Consider the following 20106-nt stretch of genomic DNA (forward strand, 5'->3'; position numbering starts at 1 on the left):
CACCCCTTCTCTCTGAAATGAGAAGGGGTGGGCAAATTTAAAAAAAATAAGGTTTAAAAATGAACTTACAACGAGATATCGTAAATATGGAAAATCCCAAAGAGATACTTCAGGTTGTAAGCTTCAAAATTGGGAACGAAGAATTTGGTGTAGATATCCTCAAGGTTCGGGAGATAAATCGCCTCGTTCAAATAACACGACTTCCAAACACGCCGAATTTTATTGAAGGAGTTATGAACTTGCGAGGCAAAGTTATCCCAGTTATAAATTTGAGAAAAAGGCTTGGGCTTGGTGAAAAGAATTACGATAAAGACATAAGGATAATTGTCGTGGAGTTAAACGACAAAACAGTTGGGTTTATTGTTGATAGCGTAAGTGAGGTTTTAAGACTTTCAAAAAGCATAATTGAACCACCACCAGAACTTATCTCTGGAATTGACACCGAATATATAACCGGGATCGCTAAACTTGAAGATAAACTTTTACTTCTTCTTGATCTTGAAAAAATCTTAACAGCTGATGAAAAGGAAACTTTAAAAGAAGTTTACGCACAAGCAAATGAAAGTCAAAATTACACCTGATAAGCTAAGAGCTCATCTTATTGTTGAATCAACCGATGAGTTGAAAAACATACAAGTTGATGATCTCGTAAGATTTATTAATTCAAAAGGTGTGATTTATGGGATTAAAATTAACGAGATTCAAAATCTAGTTGAGAATCCGCAAGAAGGTGAATTTTTAATTGCGGAGGGGAATCCACCAATTGATGGAGAGGATGGATATATATCTTTTGAATTTGATGTAAGCAAGAGAACCCTTGTTAGAAACGTCAAAGCGGGCGAGAAAATAGCTACAATTTATCCACCAACCTCTGGAGTTGATGGGATTGGGGTAAACGGAGAGGTTTTGAAAGCAAAATCTGGGAAATCGCCAAATGTCTTTTTGGGTCAAAATGTTGCTTTTTCAGATTCAGATAAATCGGTTATAGTTGCAACATCGGATGGGAATCTTGTAATCAATGAGGATGAAACAATTGAAGTTACACCAGTTATTAAAATTAACGGAAACATTGATGTAAGTTTTGGTGAAGTTAATTTTGTTGGGACAATTATAGTTAGTGGGGATATAAAGTCCGGGTCTAAAGTCAAGGTCGGTAAAAATCTTGAAGTTTATGGAAACATTGAAGATGCAGAGGTTGAAGTGAAAGGAAATGCGCTAATAGGTGGTGGATTTATTGGCTATGGGAAAGGACGACTTTATGTGCATGGAGATGCATCATTGCGATATATAACAAATCAAAGTCTCATCGTAGATGGGAATTTGACAATAAAAAGAGAAGCTGTTAACGCTAATATCGTATGCGGTGGGAAAATCATCGCAAAGGATGCCGTAATAATTGGGGGAACAATAATGTGTAAAGGTGAGGTAGAAGCCAAAAGCATAGGTGGAACTGAATATTCAAGGACAGTCATAATCATCGGACGAAGAGATAAACAAATTGAAAAATTAAAAAGGGTTACAGCAGAGATAAAACGGCTTGAATCATATCTTGAGGGAATAAAATCGGAAATATATGCACTTGCAAGATTGAAAATTGATTGGGGAGAATTGCCCGAAGATCAAGAAAAACAACTACAAAATCTAATAAAATGGCGCGATGAGATACCTAAACGACTTTATCAACTTAATGCGATGAGAAATAATTTGCTTGATGAGATGAAAAAATCCGGCAAGGCGAAATTGATAGTTCATGGGACGATATATAAAAACACTTGCATTGAAATAAACGGTGCAAGAGAGGAGATACTTTTTGATATGAAAAGTTCTATCTTTGAAGAGGATATGGGGATAATTGTAAGAACTAAATTTCAAGAAGTATGAGCAAAGCTTATGAAACAATTACTGCGGGTTTAAATTCATTTGATCCTGACGAAAGGAGGCTATCGGTTGAAGCAAGTGTTAAGTTTGGTGATAGGGAAGAAATAGTTGATAAATTGCTTGAACTTTTAAACGACGAAGATAAGGGAGTCCGCGACGCTGTTGCCAATTCAATTGTCTCAATTGCAAATGAGTTTGAAACTTCAAAGAAGAGAATCATAAGTCAAATTTGCAAACTGATCCTCCGCAAAGATGTTGGCTTTAGAAATTTCTTGGTTGAGATTATTTTGAGAATTGGAAAGGACGCCATCCCAGATATTAAGCAACTTGCAAACCATGAGGATAAAGATGTCAGAAAAATTGCTATTGATATTATTGGATTTATAGGAGATGAAGACTCCGTTGATTTTTTAATGGAAAAATTAGGTGATCCTGACCCAAATGTTATAACATCAGCGATTGAAGCAATTGGTAACATCGGAGATGACAGGGCAATTGAAGTTTTGCTTGATTCTTTCTCAAAGTTTGAATTCGCACAGATTCAAATTATTGAGTCGCTTGGGAAAATTGGTGAGAAATCCAAGAATAAAAAACTTATATGCGATTTTTTGATTGAGATATTTAGAAAGTCCGAAGAACCTATTTTAAAAAGTGCTATTGTGGAAGCTCTTGGCAAAGCTGGAGACGAAAGCTATGCCGATTTTTTGATGGGGTTAGTGCATGATAAGAATATAGCTATTCAAAAAATGGCTGTAATTTCACTTATTGAAGTTTGCGCAAGGGCAAATTGCAAATTCAACGCAAACAAGTATTTTTTCAAATCATTTTTCAAGCGAGCTGTTGAGATCTTTTTTGAAACGGATGATCTCAAATTTAAAACTAATTTTTTGGACTTTATTTCAAAATGGATTGAATTTAACGAGGTTAAAGGTTTAATAATTGCGCTTGCTGATCAAAATGAGCCGATATTTGAAAAAGTAGCTGAGATCATCAGTGTCAACGCAAAAGAGCTTATCAAATTTTCACTTGAAAATGAGGTTAAACCTGAAAACTTTATTAGTTTAGTTGAGTCTGCATTTTTAAATGCGAATAAAATCTTTGAAGATGTTGAATTCAAAAGGGCAGTGGTAGATAAATTATCGGAATTGTTTGAAATAGTTGATATGGATATGAAAGTTGTAATCTTAAATCTCCTTTCATCGCTTGATGCAGTTGAATATGACAAGAATTTTCAAAAGGTTCAAGATGACCCAGTTTTTAAGCTGTATTTCGGAATGGCATAAAGATTCAAATTAAAAACTTCAATTTCCGAGATGTTGTTGACACAAAAAAATACGGAGAGTTTAAAATTAAGCGACGAAGAGTTTTTTGAGTTAAGAGATTTCATCTCACGATTAGCAGGGATATTTTTCCCTAATAGTAAAAAGTATTTCATTGAATCACGAGTTCGTCCAAGACTTGAATCTCTTGGATTTAAAAGTTTTGCGGATTATACGAGATATTTAAAATTTTCCTCGTCCAGGGCAAATGAAATTGAAGTTTTGTTTAGATTGATAACGATAAATGAAACCTATTTTTTCCGAGACGAGCTGCAATTTAAGGTTATTGAGGAGAAAATTTTGCCAGAGATTATAGAGACAAAGCCACAAAATGGTTTCAAAAATTTGCGCATATGGAGCGCGGGATGTTCAACGGGAGAAGAGGCATATACGATCGCAATGATTTTTCTTGAGAAGATCAAGCCCAAATATCCAAACATCAGAGTTGAAATAGTTGGCACGGATATCAACAGCGCTGTTCTTGAAGTTGCAAAAAGGGGAATTTACAAGCAGTATTCAATCAGATTGGTTCCTGAAAATTACTTAAGAAAATACTTTAGATCTCAAAACAAGGATGAGTTCCAGTTAGTTGATGATGTCAAAAAGATGGTTCGCTTTGAACAACTCAATTTGATGGATAGGTTTCAGATGGTTATGATGAGAAATTTTGACCTTGTCTTGTTGAGAAATGTTTTAATTTATTTTGATGAAAATTCAAGGCGTGAGGTTATTTCAATGGTTTATGATTCTATGAACAGAGGGGCTTATCTCGTTGTTGGATGTTCGGAGACATTAAGAAACTTAACGAAGGCATTTAAATTAGTTTACTTTGATAAAATGATCGCTTACAAAAAAGAATAAGGTGAGGCCATGCCGAAGATAATACTTGTGGTTGATGATTCGCCAACAATAAGGAAATTTGTCTCGCTTGCACTTGAAAACATAGGTTATAAGGTTTTAACTGCATCTGATGGGATGGAAGTTTTTGAGATCTTGGCAAAAGTTGAAACGATTGATCTTATAATTACGGATATAAACATGCCCAACCTTGATGGATTTGAATTGATAAAATCTTTGCGCTCGGATGAAAGATTTAAAGATGTGCCGATAATAATATTGTCATCGCTCTCGGATGGCGAAAGTATTGATACAGGATTGAAACTTGGCGCAAATTCTTATTTAATTAAACCATTCAATGTTAAAAGAGTTCAATACGAGGTTTCAAAATATCTAAACTAATGGAGGTGAAGTTTCTATGGAGGACGGAAAAATAAAATTCCTCGTCGTTGATGATTCACCAACAATGCGAAGGATCGTCATAAATGCTTTAAAGAATATCGGATATACTGATATCGTTGAGGCTGAAGATGGCAAAGATGCGCTTGCAAAACTTTACGCTGAAAAAATTGATTTCATAATAACTGACTGGAACATGCCAAACATGACTGGGCTTGAGCTTACGAAGGCAGTTCGTTCAAATCCAGATTTTGCTAACATTCCAATTTTGATGGTCACGACTCGCGGGATGAAAGAGGATGTCCTTGAGGCGCTTCAAGCAAGAGTAAATAACTACATAGTTAAACCCTTTACACCGCAAGTTTTGAAGGAAAAAATTGAGCAAATTTTGAAAACACTTTAAGAAGGAGGTAAACCTATGGGTTTAAAAAGTTCAAATGTTGCAAAACAAGTTGATGTTATTTTAAGAGAGATAGAAGAGCTAAAAGCAATTTTTATCCTTGGACAAAGGGTGATACCATTTCTTGAAGAATTATTTAATTTTGTTAAAGAGGTTGGGCCAATGCTTGAGGAGATAAACAAATCGCTTGAGGAAAGTTCAAGTAAAATTCCAAGGGCTTCAAGTCAGTTAAACACCGTTACGAAAACAACTGAAATGGCAACTACTGAGATACTTGATGCACTTGATGAAATGAGCTTAAAATTTGGTGAGATGAAGGGACTAATAACCTCAATGAGGAACTATTACGAAAAACAAAGAAGACTTGCACGAAAGATCGGAAAACATATCAAAAATGGAGAATTTAGCAAAGTTAACGAGCTATGGGGGAAATATTATGAGACATTGAAAAATTGTGACGGCTTTGATGATGTAATTGAAAAGCTAGTAGAGGTTAAGCAAAGCGCAGACAACATAATGATCGCCCTTCAATTTCAAGATATAACTGCACAACAGATTTCAGCTATAAACCATTTAATCGGCTCTGTGCAAGAGAAACTGACACATCTGCTTGAACAACTTGAGAATGCTGATTTGAAAAGTTCTGGATCAAAAAATTCAGAATCCCAAAGCGAGGCGTTTAATCCAATGGCAGAATATGATAGATCCGAGATCAAACAAAAGATTGTTGATGAAATTATAGTTGAAAACAATAAAGTTACTTCACAGGAAGAAATTGACAAACTTTTCAGTGGAGAAATAAAATAAGAGAGGTTTAAACCATGTCAATACCTGCGATCTTTGATGATGAGATGAAGGAAATAGTTGAAAGCTTCATCATTGAAACAAAAGAACTTCTTGATAAACTTGACAACGATCTTCTTCAAATTGAGAAAAGACCGAATGATGTGGAGCTTTTAAATTCAATTTTTAGGTATGTTCACACTATTAAGGGGACTTCTTCGTTTATAGGTTTTGAGCAAATGAGCGAACTTGCGCATAAATTTGAGGATGTGCTAAATAAACTTCGCAAGGGCGAAATCAAACTTCGTTCAGATATAGTAGATGTGATGTTTAAATCGCATGATTTACTTAAAATTTTGCTCTCAAAGCTTGAAAATCGGGACTTTACGCCAATTGATATCAAAGATATCATCTCAAAGCTTGAAAGGATAAGCCGCGGTGAAATTTTAAGTGATGATGAAGCAGACTTTTTAAACGATCATGAAAAAGTTGAAAACAACGACAGACTTGAAAACCTTGGTGACGAAGAAACAATTCAAAAAGTTGAAGCGAAAGTTATTGATAAAACGATAAGAATTAATGTTGAACGACTTGATGAATTAATAAATCTTGTAGGTGAGCTCGTTCTTGGAAGAAATAGACTAACTCAAATAATTTCTGGGGTAATTGAAAAATTTGAGGGGGAACCAGTAGCAAGAGAGTTAATTGACACGGTTTCACAGGTGGAATACCTTGTATCGGAACTTCAGACAGTTGTAATGCGTGCAAGAATGTTGCCAATTGCAAAAGTCTTCAGCAAGTTTCCAAGAATGGTCAGGGACCTTGCTAAGGAAATGAATAAAGAAGTTGATCTTTTGATATATGGAGAGGATACGGAGGTTGATAAGTCCGTGATTGAGTATATCCACGATCCTCTTGTTCACATCATAAGAAACGCAATTGACCATGGAATTGAACCAAAGGAGGAACGAATAAAAGTAGGTAAACCTGAAAGAGGGAAAATAATTTTAAAAGCGGAACACGAAGGAAACTACATCGTTATAACGGTTGAAGATGATGGACGAGGAATTGACCCAAACAAAATTAGAAAAAAAGCAATTGAAAAAAATTTAATAACTGAACAAGAAGCGAACTCAATAAGTGATAAAGATATTTTGAACTTTATCTTCATACCTGGCTTTAGCACCGCCAGTAAAGTCACAAATGTATCTGGGCGTGGCGTTGGACTTGATGTGGTTAAGGCAAATATCACGAAGCTAAATGGAATTATTGATGTGCAGTCAACCCCCGGCATAGGCACTAAATTCATACTTAAACTTCCTCTAACGCTTGCAATAATTCAGGGATTAATTGTTAAGGTATGTGACGAAATTTTCATAGTCCCGCTTTCATCTGTGATTGAGGTTGTTAGAATTGAACCTGAACAAATTCATTCAGTTAACGGAAAAGAAATAATACGATTACGGGATTCAATTTTGCCACTTGTGAGATTGGAAAAAATTTTCAATTTGGGATCAAGTTGTTATAAAAATGGAAATCTATATGTCGTCGTTGTTGGGTTAGCTGAAAAAAAACTTGGGCTTGTTGTTGATGCTTTGATAGGACAAAAAGAGGTTGTGATAAAGTCGCTTGGTTCATATTTAAAAAATGTAAAAGGCATCGCAGGCGCTACGATCCTTGGGGATGGATCGGTGAAACTTATTATTGATATCGCTCAAATTTTCAAAATGTTAACGGAGAAATTTTTAATTTTGTAGTTTGAAGGTTCCAAAAACATTGAAAAAATTTTGCGAATAAATATGATTTCGAATGATGAAATAAAGGTTCTTGTTGTTGACGATTCCGCTTTCATGAGACAATTGCTTTCAATGATGCTGGAGTCGGACCCGCAAATAAAGGTTGTTGCAACCGCAAGAGATGGGGCAGAGGGAATTGAAAAGATAAAAACTTTAAAACCTGATCTCGTCACTCTTGATGTTGAGATGCCACGAATGGATGGATTATCTGCATTAAAAATTATAATGAGAGAATGCCCAGTTCCTGTTTTGATAGTTAGCTCTTTGACGACTGAAGGTGCCGAGATAACACTTGAAGCACTTAAACTTGGTGCTATTGATTTCATACCGAAACAGCTTTCATATGTTTCATCTGATATAGCAAGGATAAAATCTGAACTGATTCAAAAAGTAAAATCAATCGTGAAAAGTAAGTATATTCGTCGTAAAATCTATGGGTTCAAGGTTGAGCAACAAAAAGAGCTTGTTTTTAAATCCGTTAAAAGAAACTTTGAAGTTGTCGCAATCGGTGTTTCAACAGGTGGACCGATTGCGCTTCAAGAGGTTTTGTCAAAGATTCCAGAAAATTTCCCCGTTGGAATTGTCATAGCTCAACATATGCCACCGAACTTCACGAAACTGCTTGCCGAGAGATTGAACTCAATAAGCAAAATTGAGGTCAAAGAAGCACAAACAGGTGATGTGGTCCAACCAAAACTTGCATTGATAGCACAGGGTGGGAAAAATTTAATCTTTGAAAAATCTTCATATGGAAAGATCGTTAAAATCACAGATAAACCTGATACACTTTATAAACCTTCTGTTGATGTTATGATGGAATCAGCTTCTGAGGTTTTTGGTGATAAAGTCCTTGGAGTGATAATGACGGGAATGGGAAAAGATGGAGTTGAAGGACTGAAAAAAGTTAAGCAAAAAGGTGGGTATATAATTGCACAAAACGAAGATACTTGCGTAGTTTATGGTATGCCAAGAGCTGTCGTTGATGCTGGCATCGCTGATAGTGTGCTCCCACTTGATAAAATCGGCGAGGCAATCGCTGAAATTATTAAAGGTACAAACAATTTTTAGGTTTGCTTATACATATCTCATCCCGAAAGTAAATGCGCAAAATTTCCGAAAAATTTAAACTTTGGCTCGTTTAACACCAACTATTAACTTTACAATTCCATCATATATATCTTCAACTTTTTCAATTGAAAAACCAGATTTAACTGCCAACTCAACAGTTTGACGATTTATGTTCTCGCCGAAGATTGAAGTTATTTTATTTCCAATGTCAAAAACTTTTGAGATTATTTTTCCATTTGGTCTCACATGTTCAAGCAAGATCAATTTCCCTCCAGATTTTAAAACTCTTAAGATCTCATTAAAACCTCCTTCGGGATCTTTAACTTCGCAAAATACAAAAGTTGCGAAAACAACATCAAATGTTTCACTTTTAAATGGTAATGTTTCAACTTCTGAACAAACGAAATAAACCTTCTTTTCGTGCTTTTCCGCCCTCTTGATTGCCTTTTTTATCATTCCGAATTTTGGTTCAATACAGACAATTTCTTTCCCATCTGGATAAACAGGTATGTTTAACCCAGTTCCAGCCCCAATCTCAAGAATTTTATCTCCGCTGACGAGGTTTAAAATTTTTCTTCTCAATCTTTGCAAACCAAGTTTTTCAACTGGGGACATCAAAAGATCGTAAACAAATGGAAAAATTTTTAAAGCCATTTATTTTCAAAATACCATTTTATTGTCCTTTGCATTCCTTCTTCAAGTGAAACCTTGGGATTGTAGCCGAGTTCTCTTTTAGCTTTTTCAATTGAGCAAGCCCAATTTTTTTGTCTTAGGTCTTTTATTTTTTCAATGTTCAAAGGAGACGCCTTGTCTTGTAGCTTGTAGATCATTTCAGACAAAAATGATACAAAATATAGAATCGGCTCTGGAATTTTCACACGCAAAACTTTTTTGCCGATTGCTTTTAAAACAGCGTTTTCAATCTCTCTCCAAGTGTAAATTTCTTCGCTTGAAATAAAATAAATCTCACCTGTTGCCCTTTCACTCTCACCTGCAAGAATGAAACCATCCACGAGATCAGAAACATAAACCAAACTTAAAATTTGCTCATCGGGCAAAACCGCAGGCAAAAACCCAAACTTAACATATTTAAAAAATTCAAATGTGTATGTATCACGAGGACCGTAAACGGAAGGAGGGCGAATTATGGTAATAGGTAATTTTTCTTTATATGAAAGAGCAACCTTCTCCGCTTCCGCCTTGCTTTTACCATATGAAGTTATAGGTTTGTAATCTCTAGTTTCATCAACAGGGATAGAATCCTCACCTGGACCAACCGCCGCTAAACTGCTTGCTAATATAAATTTTTTCAAACCTTTATTTTCAAGACATGCTTCCAACAAGTTTTTCGTCGTTTCAACATTGCCGCGGTAATAGTCATGATAGTTCCTACCTTTTGTGACGCCAGCAATATGATAAATATAGTCAACATCTTTGACCGCTTTTTTCAAAAAATCAAAATCAAACAAACTGCCCTTTAAAATTTCAACATCTTTTTCGGCAAGCCATCTTAAATTGCTTGTGTCTCTGACGATACATTTAACTTCATAACCACGCTTTAAAAGTTCGTCAACAAGATGGCTTCCTATGAAACCTGTCCCACCCGTGACAAGTGCTTTCATTTTTGAATTTCCCCTTTACTTTTTGTCAGCGATTTGTGGAGGTTGCCAATTTTTTCGTTCCCATCTAACGAGCTCAATTCTCACATTTCCGACGGATGTTTTAAAATATCCCTTTATAGGAATTCTTGCTGAATCATCTGAATAATACGCAATAAAATCGCCAGTCACGCCTGCTATTTCCTCTGCGACAAACGGAATAAAACCACTTACTTTCTTTGTGATAACTGTTGAATTTAAAAACTTAATACTTGCGTTCTCCTTCGGGAAACTTACATTAACATCTTTGACATTAAATTGAATCAAAATTGGAATTGTAAGATTTTCACCCGATCCGAGAAGCATTCTCGTCAAATAAAATGAAGTAATCCCGTTGTAATAGCTTCTCTCCTCCTTTTCAGATACCTCAATAACTTCGCCAGTTTGGACATCTTTTTGCGTGGCAATTATCTTGTTGTTTTTCCTCTCAAAAATCGTCACGATTTTTCTTCCTTTTTTGGTCTCATAGATCAAAAATTTCGCATCAAGAAGTGAGTCAATTCTAAATTCGCTTTCAAAACCATAGTGAATGTTTATAAAGAAAAGCCAGGGATTTGAATCCATCTGAAATCGTGCTTTTATGCGATTTCCATTTGTTTCCGTCCATACTTTTATGCTTCCAAGATTTATGAAGCCCCAATACCCGTGATATTCAAGATATTCGTTTTCAAATTTAAAATCGTTTTTGGGGATCGCCTTCGCAACGAAGTAAAAAATTATCAAAAGTGCTATCGGCAGAATTAGAAAAATTCGTCTCATTTTATCTTTCAACTTTTATTTCAAGAGCCCATCTAAATTTTGGTGCTTCACCAGTGCGTCCAACTGGGAAAACCACACTTATGTTCAATCGGTTGAATGAATTAATTAAATTTTCTGCAACCGATGGAATAAATATAAGTGGTCGGAGATTGATTTCAAAGCCATAGTCATACGCTAATGAACCGATCTTTTCTATTTCCTCAAATCTTGGTATTTGTGAAATTAACGATGTTTCTTTTGCCCATTTAAAAATCGCAATATCGTAAAAGATTGATAAATGAAAAGTTTGAGATTTTAAAAACACCAAGTCAAAATTAACAGCGCTGCCTCTTGTGATCCAAATATCAAATATATCAAAATAACCGCGCAAGTTTAAGCCACCTTTCAAAAATAAGTTTGTTCTTCTTGAAAATTTCTCATCAATAAGATAAATCATTCTAAACGACTGGTTGAAAAATTGCTCATGCGGGCTTGCGGTGAAATAAAATTTTTCCTGTTCCGGTGGTTGTCCATATGAGTTTACGAAAAAGAAACGAAGCGAATGCTCAAGCGTTTGTAAGATCGTCCTTTGTTTTAGCTCAACTGAAATGTTGGTGAAATTTTTAGCGCTATTTGCTGTCGTTGTTTTAAAGAATAAATTTCCAAGTAAAAATGTCCTGCTAATTTGTGTGTTCGCTGAAAGTTTGAAACCAACTGAGTTAAAATTTCCGCTTTCCCATTTTAAATTAAAAAATGGCAACTTCTCCTCAACAAGTGAAGCATGTTCAAAGAAAATAGACAGATTATAAAACGGTGGAATTGTAAGATACAAAGGTCTTATGCTCTTGAAGATTTCAAAGTAAAATTTTTTTACCCCGTGGATTTTTAAAAATTCAATTCCAAATCCACTCAACCTTCCAAGCACAGGCAAGGTGTTGTTGGTATAACTTAACATGTAATCAAAATTTTTCGTCTTTGTGTTGAACCATAAACCGAGTTTCGTTTCGTAATAATCAAAAAGATAAGCACCATTTGCGAAAAATCCCGGTCTTATCCCATCTCTCTGGGCAAACCAAATTGAAGGTCTTACGCTGAACCAATACTTTTCAAGCGGTGGATTCAAATGTGTCTGCTCAAAGAATTTAAATTGAATTTTATTTAAAATTCCTGTTCTATTGTTCAACCTGTTTATATCTCTTAACCTCAACCTGCTGTCAATTTCAACCATCTTCACTTTTTTATCAAAGGAAATCTCAAGCTCATAGCTCGGATTAACCCAAAACCAAGGCGGAAGTACAATTGCGTCAGGTTCTTGTTTTGCTTTGAGCTGAATGTCAAGTGGTATTATCACTTTTTGGTAGGTTCCATCTTCAAAGTAAATGTAAAGGTCAACGGGCATGACTATTTGCCCACGATTGCGAAGTTTAACTTTGATTTTGTATTTTTTCAAACCATTTTCGGTTGTCCATTTTCCGGAGAAATTTTCAATTGAATAATCACATTTTCTTGTCGTTTTAAGCCATTGATCAAAAAACCAGTCAAGTTTCATCCCGCTTACTTTTTCAGCTGTCCTTTCAAAATCTTTTGTAGTTGGATGCTTAAAAACCCACTCTTTAAAAAACTCTTTCATTATTTTATCAAAAACGCTATCGCCAACGACATATTCAAGCATTTCAAAAACTGAAGCGCCTTTCCCATAAACAGCGTTCGTGTATGTAATTGGTTCACGGAAGAAATCAGAATGTAGAAGGACAGGTTCTTCATATCCGAGATTGGAAAACCTTATATAGTTTCTATATCCTCCGTAAATGTCTAAATTCGGTCTTAACATTTTATCAATTCCAACGAAATCGCTCCATTTTTCACCGAGAAAATTTTTAAAAATTCTTGGTGTCACGAAACTTGCCCCGCCTTCGTCTATCCAAGCTTCTTTTGTTTCATTATTTCCAATTAATCCATAAAACCAGATATGTCCAATTTCGTGAGCGAGAATTCCAATCATACTTGTTCTCCCGCGCCTTCCAGTAATCATAATAAGCGTTGGATATTCCATACCTCCATCTCCGGCTTGTGCAACTGTGAAAGTTTTGTATGGATATTTGTAAAACCATTCGCTGTAAAGTTTTATTATCTCTTTCGTAAATTTCCCCGTCTCACGCCAGAGCATATATACATCAGGTTGATAAAGCAAGTGAATTATAATAGTATCGTTTTCAAGTTGAAGCCAAGTTATTTCGTGAATGTAATCTCTATCAGCGACCCAAGCAAAATCGTGGACTTTTTCAGCTTTGAAGTGCCAAGTTTTAAATTTTGATCCCGAATTCTTTTTCCATTGGCTTGGGAAGATCACTGTATCAACTGCGCCGAGTTCATATCCACACATAACCTCGTTTGGATTTTGAATTACCCCAGTTGCTCCGACGAGATAATCTGCCGGAAGAGTTATTTTCACATCAAAACTTCCCCATACTCCGTAAAATTCACGCTCAATGTATTGATTCACATGCCAACCTTCAAAATCATATTCACAGATTTTAGGATACCATTGAGCCATGCTATAGTCAACTCCCTCGCGATTATCTCTACCATTTCTTCTTGTTTGTTTTGGTATTTGCGATTCAAACTCCATTTCAAGTTTAACAGAACTTCCGGGGACGAGAGGTTTTTTAAGCTTTGCTTTTAAAACCGTATCAAAAATTTCAAATTCAATTTCTTCATCGTTTGCTTTAAGGGATTTAACATTTGTCCAGCCGTATTCCTCTGGCTTCAATGTTCTAATTCTTTCACCAAGCCCATTTCTTATAACATCACCGCGAACTTGCATAGAGCTTCCTGGCTTGAAAGCGTTTAAATATAAATGGTAAAAAATTTCATATAAAGTGTCGGGAGAATTGTTGTGATAAACTGCTACCTGTTTTCCGATGAGTTTATGAGTTTTCGTGTCAAGAAAAACATCCATGACATAATCAACGCGTTGCTGAAAATATCCAACTCTCTGAGAAAACAAAAAGCTCGGGAGAAGTAGAAAAATAAATAAGAAGCGAAAAATTATTCCCATGTGAAGGCTTCTCTTATCTTTTGGATTTCCTCGTCGGTGAGTTTAAAAGTCGCAGCTTTTGCGTTTTCCTCAACTTGTTCTGGATTTCTTGCGCCAACGATCGCAGTTGTTATACCAGTTTGTGAAAATGTCCAATTTATTACAAGTTGGGCGACAGTAACATTTCGTTCTTTTGCTATCGGTTTTATCTTTTCAAGAGCATCAAGGACTTTCTTTCTGTTTTCTGGCAGAAACCAAAATTGTCTCTTTCGTAGATCTCCGCTCTTAAATTCTGTCTCCATTGTTATTTTACCTGTTAAAAGTCCTTGCTCAAGCGGGCTGTAAGCAAGGATTGAAATTTTATTTTCAACGCAAAGCGGAACAAGTTCCTTTTCAATAGAGCGATCTAACAAGCTGTATTTTACTTGATTGCTTTCAACTCTCATATATTTTAGGGTTTCCTTCATTAGGTTAGCATCAAAGTTGCTGACTCCAAACGCTCTTATTTTCCCTTGCTCTTGAAGGCGCGTTAGAGCTTCAAGTGATTCATCAATTGGGGTTGTTTTATCGGGCCAGTGAATTTGGTAAATGTCAATGAAGTCGGTATTAAGTCGTCTCAAACTTCTTTCACATTCTTCAATTATTGAATTTTTTCGTGCATTTTTGTAAACATAATATCTTTTCCCGTTGAAGTATGTATCAAAGAAAAACTCACCTTCGTCGGTATCCCATCTTAAACCACATTTTGTTGCTATAATAACTTCGTTTCGTTTTCCTTTGATCGCTTTCCCGACAATTTCTTCACCTAATCCGAATCCGTAGACTGGCGCAGTGTCAATACAATTCATTCCAACTTCAATTGCTTTTTGGATCGCTTTTACAGAGAGCTCTTCGTCAGTTCCACCCCAGTACCAACCGCCGATTGCCCAACCTCCGAAAGTTATGACAGGGATTTTAATTTCTGTTTGTCCGAATTGTCTGTATTCCATTTTTTTATCACGCTTTTGTTTTTGATATGTTATATCCGTAAAGCCAATAGGCGATTTCATTACTTTTGTTTCTAACTGAATGAACTGCACCACGAGGAATGAACCACTCATCACCTGGATTTAGCTCTGTCACTTCACCATCGCATTCAATTTCAATTGAGACATTTAATGGCGTGACAAGTTCATCTGTGTCATGCACGAAGTTTTCCCATCTTTGTCCAGGCGGATCAATCCACACATCGCTTGTGAAACCTCGTTCATTCCATTCTTTTTCTATTTCTTCTTTTTCTTTCCCAAGCCATTTGCCTCTTTCAATAAATAATGGCATAAGCTTGGTGAAATTTTGTTTTTGTTAAAAATTTAAAGGTTATGACGATACAAAAGCAACTTTACCGCGTGTTGATTTATTTTTAAGACATGGTTAAATTTAAATGAGTTTCCACCCAAGGTTTACAAACAAACTTGAGACCGTCATGCAAAGTGAATATAGGAAATATCTTGAGACGGCAAAGAAGGTATTTCAGGAGAACAAAACTTTAACTCTCGTAAGCCAGGGGAAGGATGGTAAAGTTTGGGCTGGGAAAGTTTATTTCGCCGAGGAAGATGGATATATTTATGTCGCTCTTGAGAAGGGGAAAAACTATAAAAACATCATTGAAAATCCTCGCGTGTTTTTCGTCATTGAGCGCGGTGTCCCGGATAAATTTATTCAGGGCGAAGGCATTGCTGAAATGCTTGGGGACATAACGGAGCGATCGGAGAGAAGCATAATTTTCAGAAAAGCTATTGAACTTGTTGTTTACGCAAAGAAAATCCCAGGTGTTACGCTATTTAGAATAAGACCAACCAAACTTTACATCTCTGATTTTACTGAGGAATGGAAACCGAGAGCGGAAATTGAGTTCACAGACGAGGTGATGAAACTTTTCCAAACAGAATTGAAAACAAAATTTAATTTTTTCAAAGTTGCGTTTAAAGCTTTAAGACCATTTGCTTTCCCTGCAACAATTGCTCCAGTTTTACTTGGAACTTTCATAAGCCCGCATGTTTCAATTCCGCTGTTTATTCTTGTTTTCATAGGTCTTATACTTGCTCACTCCGCTGTGAATGTTTTAAGTGATTACTTTGACTATGTTAGAGGAGTAGATACATGGCGCGTGCTTGGCTCAAGCAGGGTGCTTGTTGATGGGTTGATGAAACCGAAACATCATCTTTTGCTTGGGGTTGTTTTGCTTATTTTATCACTTGCGATTGGTTTTTATTTTGTATTTGCCGTTGACTATAGAGTTTTATATTTCATAATCCCAGGTTTGATCCTTGGAATTTTTTACACTGCTCCACCACTTGGATTTAAATACAGAGCGCTTGGGGATTTGGCAGTTTTCCTTGCTTTCGGACCTATCATGACGCTTGGTGTTTATTTTATCCAAGCTCGGGAAATCTCGTGGCTTCCTGTTATCCTTTCAATCCCAATTGGTTTATTAACAACTGCAATTTTACACGGAAATAATTTTAGGGACATAAAAGAAGACATTGAAGCTGGATATAAAACTCTTGCGGGCATCATTGGGGCTAAAGCATCAAGTTATTATTACACTGTGCTCGTTTTGCTTGCATATTTATTGACAGTTTATTTTGTTTTCAAAAACTTTTTGCCAACCGCTGCTGTTATTTCATTCATAAGCTTGCCGATTGCCATAAAAAATATAAAAGTATCTTTCAATCAGGCGCTTGTGAATTTCACTTTTCTTGATCTGTTAACAGCCAAGCTTCAGCTTTATTTCTCGTCTTTGTTGATAATTGGGATAATTTTGGAGAGATTTTTGATTTAATTTTAAAAATCAAATTACAGCTTCCGCAATGAAGTCCGTGTTAAGTTTAAAACTTGCAGCGGACATCTTGACAACTTTGAGATTTTTTATCGGGCTCTACATAATCAGATTTTCTAGTTTTGAAGTGAAAGATGGAGTGATATCGGCTTCGCTTTTTTTGTGGGTTGCTTGGGTGACAGATCTTCTTGATGGTTCAATCGCACGACTTGAACCGAGAAAAATTCAAACTTGGATTGGTAGGCATGATTTAACTGCCGATGTCACCGTTGCATTTGGAAGTTGGTTGTTTTTAACGCTTTCAGGTTTAATTAGTCCGTTTATTGGCTTTGGCTATATTTTGTTGAGTGCGTTTTTGTTGTTGTATTTCAAATCTGAACATCTTGCGTGGGGGTTACAAGCACCGCCATATGGTATGATGATTTTAACAGCTTTGAAATATGCACCAGAATATGGCGCGTTGCTTATCGTCTGGATTATAATTGTTGTGATCGTAACTTGGCCAAGGTTTCCGAAGTACACATTGCCCGAATTTTTAAGAGGAATGAGAGCATTGTTCAAGTGAGAATTATGTAAACTTTTTGAGGTCCGTGGACTCCACGAACGAGCACCTTTTCAATATCTGCTGTCCGACTCGGTCCAGTGATAAGGAAAATTGAATCAAAATTTCCATCAATTCGTTTAACAAGCTCCTCAAATGTTGAGATTATCTGAGTTTTATTTGCGATAACAATATGTATCCTTGGCAGTAAGACGGCGGATTTAAATTTATTTTCTCTGTGAATAAATACTATAGTTCCCGTCTCCGCAATTAGAAAGTCGCACCCTGTAATTGAAGCATCAACATCAGCAAGCTGTTTTTCTGAGTGTGGTTGGGTTATTATTTGGCTAACTTGTAAATCTTTGATCTTCTCATCTATGCTTTTTTCAAAGTTTTCGGCGAAAATTTTTTGGATATTTTCCGATGAAATTATTTCCGAAAGCTTTTTATAGATTTCCTTGGGCTTTGCTTCTATGAGATTTCCGCCAACCCTTTCAAATTCAAATTTAAATCTTTCCACGCTCTCACTTGAAGCAGGGGTTTGATCTGTTTCAATTTCGGGCAACGGTGTTTTGTTAATTTGATAAGTTTTTAAAGTTTGTATTATTTGCTTTCTTGCCTCCTCCATATTTCTCTAAATGATTTTGGTGCTATTTCAGGGAAAGTTCTCCATTTAGACCAATTTTTTAACTCTGGTTTTATTCCAATTTTGCGAATGTATCTTAAAATCTTCGCTCCAAATTCATAAAGTTTATGATTTTTCATCCCAATGAGCCAAAGTTTGAAGATTAATTTCTCAATCCAAGGTGAGAAATCTTGTTCAACTGCTTTGTGTCTAAGCCAAAGCAGAAGGTGATGAATTTCTATCTTAACTGGACAAATTTCGTGACATTTTCCACATAAAGATGAAGCGAAAGGCAAAATTAAAGCTTCATCAAACGCAAATTGAACAGGAGTTAACACAGAACCGATTGGACCTGGATATATTGAGCCATAGGCATGACCTCCAACTCTTTGATAAATCGGACAAGCAAGCATGCAGGCGCCACATTTTATGCAGTAAAGTGCTTGTTTTAATTTTTCCGACCTCAACAAATTAGTTCTGCCATTGTCAACCAAAATGACATAAATTTCTTCAGGGGAATCAGGTTTCTTGTTTCTCGGTGCATTTATAATTGAAACATAACTTGTGAACCTTTGGGCGGTTGCACTTCTGCCAAGGATTTTGAAAAAGATCGTCAAATCAACAAGCCGTGGGATCACCTTTTCAATTCCAGCGATGACAATGTGAACCTTTGGAAGCGTCGTGCTTAAGCCAGCGTTTCCCTCGTTTTCTACTATGACAATTGAGCCGGTTTCAGCAACGAGGAAATTTGCGCCAGATATACCAAGGTCAGCATTTAAAAATTTTTCTCTTAAAAATCTTCTTGCTATTTTCGTTAGGTTTTCAGGTTCATTTGTAAAATCAACACCGAGTTTCTCCGCAAACAATTTCCCAATTTCATCTCTTGATTTATGCATTGCTGGAGCTGTAATATGAGAGGGCATTTCATTCGCAAGTTGAACTATGAATTCGCCAAGATCGGTTTCAACGGTTTCAATTCCTTTTTCCTCAAGAAATTCCCTTAATCCAATTTCTTCAGTCACCATTGATTTGGATTTAACACATAACTTTGCGTTGATCCTTCTTGCTATATCAATTACATAACTTCTTGCCTCAGCTGCATCTTTAGCCCATAGAATTTTTATTCCATTTTCAGTTGCTTTTTTCTCAAAGTTTTCAAGATAATATGCAAGATTCTCAATTGTGTGTTTTCTTATGTTGTGCGCTTTTTCTCGCAGTTCCTCCCAATTCGTAAGTTCCGATACGACCTCAATTCTCTTTGAAAGCGTATGAGTGATCGCGCGATTTAAATTTTTCCTTAAAGTTTGATTGGTAAGAGCCCACAACACATTTTCCTTGAATTTTGTCAAATCATGGTTCCGCATATGATTTAAGCTAAAAGTTTGCTAAAATTTGTGCTATGTGAATTGTTTTAATGTTAATTTTATTTTTCCTTGCGTAGCCGTCAATGTGCATTAGGCAACTTTGATCTGTTGATGTTATAAATTCAGCTCCGGAGTTCAAAGCATAATTTAGTTTATACTTTGCCATATCAATTGATATCTCTGGGAACTTGATTGAAAAAGTGCCACCGAAACCGCAACAATCTTCAGAATTTTCCATCTCAATTAATTTTAATTTTTTAACATTCCTTAAAAGAATTCTTGGCTCTTCTTTGATCCCGAGTTCCCTCAGCGCATGGCATGAGTCGTGGTATGTAACTTTATGATCAAATTCAGCACCAGTTGAGTCAATTTTCATAATTTTTACGAGAAACTCGGTCAATTCAAAAGTTTTTTGCGCAATGTTTTTAAGTTCATCTTCGTTTAAAAGCTCTGGATAAAAAATCTTAATCATACTCGTGCATGATCCGGATGGGGAAACGATATAGTCAAAGTTTGAAAAAATTTTGACAAATTTTATGGCAAGCGACTTTGCTTCCTTCCAATATCCTGTGTTGAAAGCCGGTTGCCCACAGCAGGTTTGTTCAAGTGGATAATCAAATTTTATTCCAAATTTTTTCAAAATTTTTACAGTTGCAACTCCAACTTCGGGGTAGAATTGGTCAATATAACACGGGATAAAAAGTGCAACCTTCATTGAGAAAATCTATTTTCTTTTTCGCCTAAAAATAATAACATCGGAACTGATAAACAAGTTGATCGGGTTTCTGACAACTTTTCCAAAGCGCTGGGAGATTGATGTTTTAAACTTATTGCAAAACCGAGGT

At 35.9% G+C, this 20106-nt stretch carries 20 protein-coding genes; 11 read left to right on the forward strand and 9 right to left on the reverse strand.

Annotated features, from left to right (window positions below; translation table 11 throughout):
• The first annotated feature begins 59 nt into the window (after positions 1 to 59).
• From NZ923_00955 to NZ923_00995, 9 genes are read left to right on the forward strand one after another with little or no spacing between them, the layout of a single operon-like run.
• A complete protein-coding gene (locus NZ923_00955; GenBank protein ID MCS7228586.1) occupies positions 60 to 581 on the forward strand; it encodes a chemotaxis protein CheW in 522 nt (173 codons plus the stop codon).
• Positions 559 to 1881: a FapA family protein gene (locus tag NZ923_00960; GenBank protein MCS7228587.1), complete on the forward strand. Its 1323-nt coding sequence runs from the start codon at positions 559 to 561 to the stop codon at positions 1879 to 1881. Before NZ923_00955 ends, NZ923_00960 begins: the two co-directional genes overlap by 23 nt.
• Positions 1878 to 3161, forward strand: a complete 1284-nt coding sequence (locus NZ923_00965) for a HEAT repeat domain-containing protein (GenBank protein ID MCS7228588.1) — start codon at positions 1878 to 1880, stop codon at positions 3159 to 3161. The genes NZ923_00960 and NZ923_00965 overlap by 4 nt, the downstream gene beginning before the upstream one ends.
• Before the next feature lie 30 nt (positions 3162 to 3191).
• On the forward strand, positions 3192 to 4058 hold the full coding sequence (locus NZ923_00970) for a protein-glutamate O-methyltransferase CheR (GenBank protein MCS7228589.1): 867 nt from the start codon (positions 3192 to 3194) through the stop codon (positions 4056 to 4058).
• Between the two features lie 9 nt (positions 4059 to 4067).
• Positions 4068 to 4436, forward strand: a complete 369-nt coding sequence (locus NZ923_00975) for a response regulator (GenBank protein MCS7228590.1) — start codon at positions 4068 to 4070, stop codon at positions 4434 to 4436.
• Between the two features lie 16 nt (positions 4437 to 4452).
• Positions 4453 to 4836, forward strand: coding sequence for a chemotaxis response regulator CheY (locus NZ923_00980; protein MCS7228591.1), 384 nt, complete (start codon positions 4453 to 4455; stop codon positions 4834 to 4836).
• Between the two features lie 15 nt (positions 4837 to 4851).
• A complete protein-coding gene (locus tag NZ923_00985; protein MCS7228592.1) occupies positions 4852 to 5640 on the forward strand; it encodes a protein phosphatase CheZ in 789 nt (262 codons plus the stop codon).
• Positions 5641 to 5654: 14 nt separating this feature from the next.
• The gene (locus tag NZ923_00990) at positions 5655 to 7373 is read left to right on the forward strand and encodes a chemotaxis protein CheA (protein MCS7228593.1); all 1719 of its coding nucleotides are present in this window, start codon (positions 5655 to 5657) and stop codon (positions 7371 to 7373) included.
• A gap of 42 nt (positions 7374 to 7415) precedes the next feature.
• Positions 7416 to 8480: a chemotaxis response regulator protein-glutamate methylesterase gene (locus NZ923_00995; GenBank protein MCS7228594.1), complete on the forward strand. Its 1065-nt coding sequence runs from the start codon at positions 7416 to 7418 to the stop codon at positions 8478 to 8480.
• 54 nt (positions 8481 to 8534) lie between these two features.
• On the opposite strand, the gene NZ923_01000 is transcribed toward NZ923_00995, so the two are convergent.
• The 6 genes from NZ923_01000 to NZ923_01025 are packed head-to-tail and all read right to left on the reverse strand — an operon-like array spanning position 8535 to position 15230.
• The gene (locus NZ923_01000) at positions 8535 to 9134 is read right to left on the reverse strand and encodes a class I SAM-dependent methyltransferase (protein MCS7228595.1); all 600 of its coding nucleotides are present in this window, start codon (positions 9132 to 9134) and stop codon (positions 8535 to 8537) included.
• Positions 9125 to 10102 (reverse strand): NAD-dependent epimerase/dehydratase family protein, encoded by a 978-nt coding sequence (locus tag NZ923_01005; GenBank protein ID MCS7228596.1) that lies wholly within the window; start codon positions 10100 to 10102, stop codon positions 9125 to 9127. The genes NZ923_01000 and NZ923_01005 overlap by 10 nt, the downstream gene beginning before the upstream one ends.
• Positions 10103 to 10117: 15 nt before the next feature.
• Positions 10118 to 10897, reverse strand: coding sequence for a DUF3108 domain-containing protein (locus NZ923_01010; GenBank protein MCS7228597.1), 780 nt, complete (start codon positions 10895 to 10897; stop codon positions 10118 to 10120).
• A gap of 1 nt (position 10898) precedes the next feature.
• Complete coding sequence (locus NZ923_01015; GenBank protein MCS7228598.1) at positions 10899 to 13883, reverse strand: M1 family metallopeptidase; 2985 nt, start codon at positions 13881 to 13883, stop codon at positions 10899 to 10901.
• A gap of 41 nt (positions 13884 to 13924) precedes the next feature.
• On the reverse strand, positions 13925 to 14962 hold the full coding sequence (locus tag NZ923_01020) for an aldo/keto reductase (GenBank protein ID MCS7228599.1): 1038 nt from the start codon (positions 14960 to 14962) through the stop codon (positions 13925 to 13927).
• Complete coding sequence (locus NZ923_01025; GenBank protein ID MCS7228600.1) at positions 14910 to 15230, reverse strand: cupin domain-containing protein; 321 nt, start codon at positions 15228 to 15230, stop codon at positions 14910 to 14912. Before NZ923_01025 ends, NZ923_01020 begins: the two co-directional genes overlap by 53 nt.
• A 103-nt stretch (positions 15231 to 15333) precedes the next feature.
• Between NZ923_01025 and NZ923_01030 the strand changes: the two genes are divergently transcribed.
• Entirely contained in the window at positions 15334 to 16734 is a 1401-nt protein-coding gene (locus NZ923_01030; GenBank protein MCS7228601.1) for a UbiA family prenyltransferase, read from the forward strand.
• A gap of 28 nt (positions 16735 to 16762) precedes the next feature.
• The gene (locus NZ923_01035) at positions 16763 to 17296 is read left to right on the forward strand and encodes a CDP-alcohol phosphatidyltransferase family protein (GenBank protein MCS7228602.1); all 534 of its coding nucleotides are present in this window, start codon (positions 16763 to 16765) and stop codon (positions 17294 to 17296) included.
• On the opposite strand, the gene NZ923_01040 is transcribed toward NZ923_01035, so the two are convergent.
• The 3 genes from NZ923_01040 to NZ923_01050 are packed head-to-tail and all read right to left on the reverse strand — an operon-like array spanning position 17289 to position 19976.
• Positions 17289 to 17900, reverse strand: coding sequence for a lactate utilization protein (locus NZ923_01040; protein MCS7228603.1), 612 nt, complete (start codon positions 17898 to 17900; stop codon positions 17289 to 17291). The two genes, NZ923_01035 and NZ923_01040, sit on opposite strands and share 8 nt — an antisense overlap.
• Positions 17876 to 19261, reverse strand: a complete 1386-nt coding sequence (locus NZ923_01045; protein MCS7228604.1) for a LutB/LldF family L-lactate oxidation iron-sulfur protein — start codon at positions 19259 to 19261, stop codon at positions 17876 to 17878. Before NZ923_01045 ends, NZ923_01040 begins: the two co-directional genes overlap by 25 nt.
• A gap of 10 nt (positions 19262 to 19271) precedes the next feature.
• Positions 19272 to 19976, reverse strand: a complete 705-nt coding sequence (locus NZ923_01050) for a (Fe-S)-binding protein (GenBank protein MCS7228605.1) — start codon at positions 19974 to 19976, stop codon at positions 19272 to 19274.
• Positions 19977 to 20106: the final 130 nt, after the last annotated feature.

Source organism: Candidatus Kryptonium sp. (genome assembly GCA_025060635.1).
Lineage (GTDB): Bacteria > Bacteroidota > Ignavibacteria > Kryptoniales > Kryptoniaceae > Kryptonium.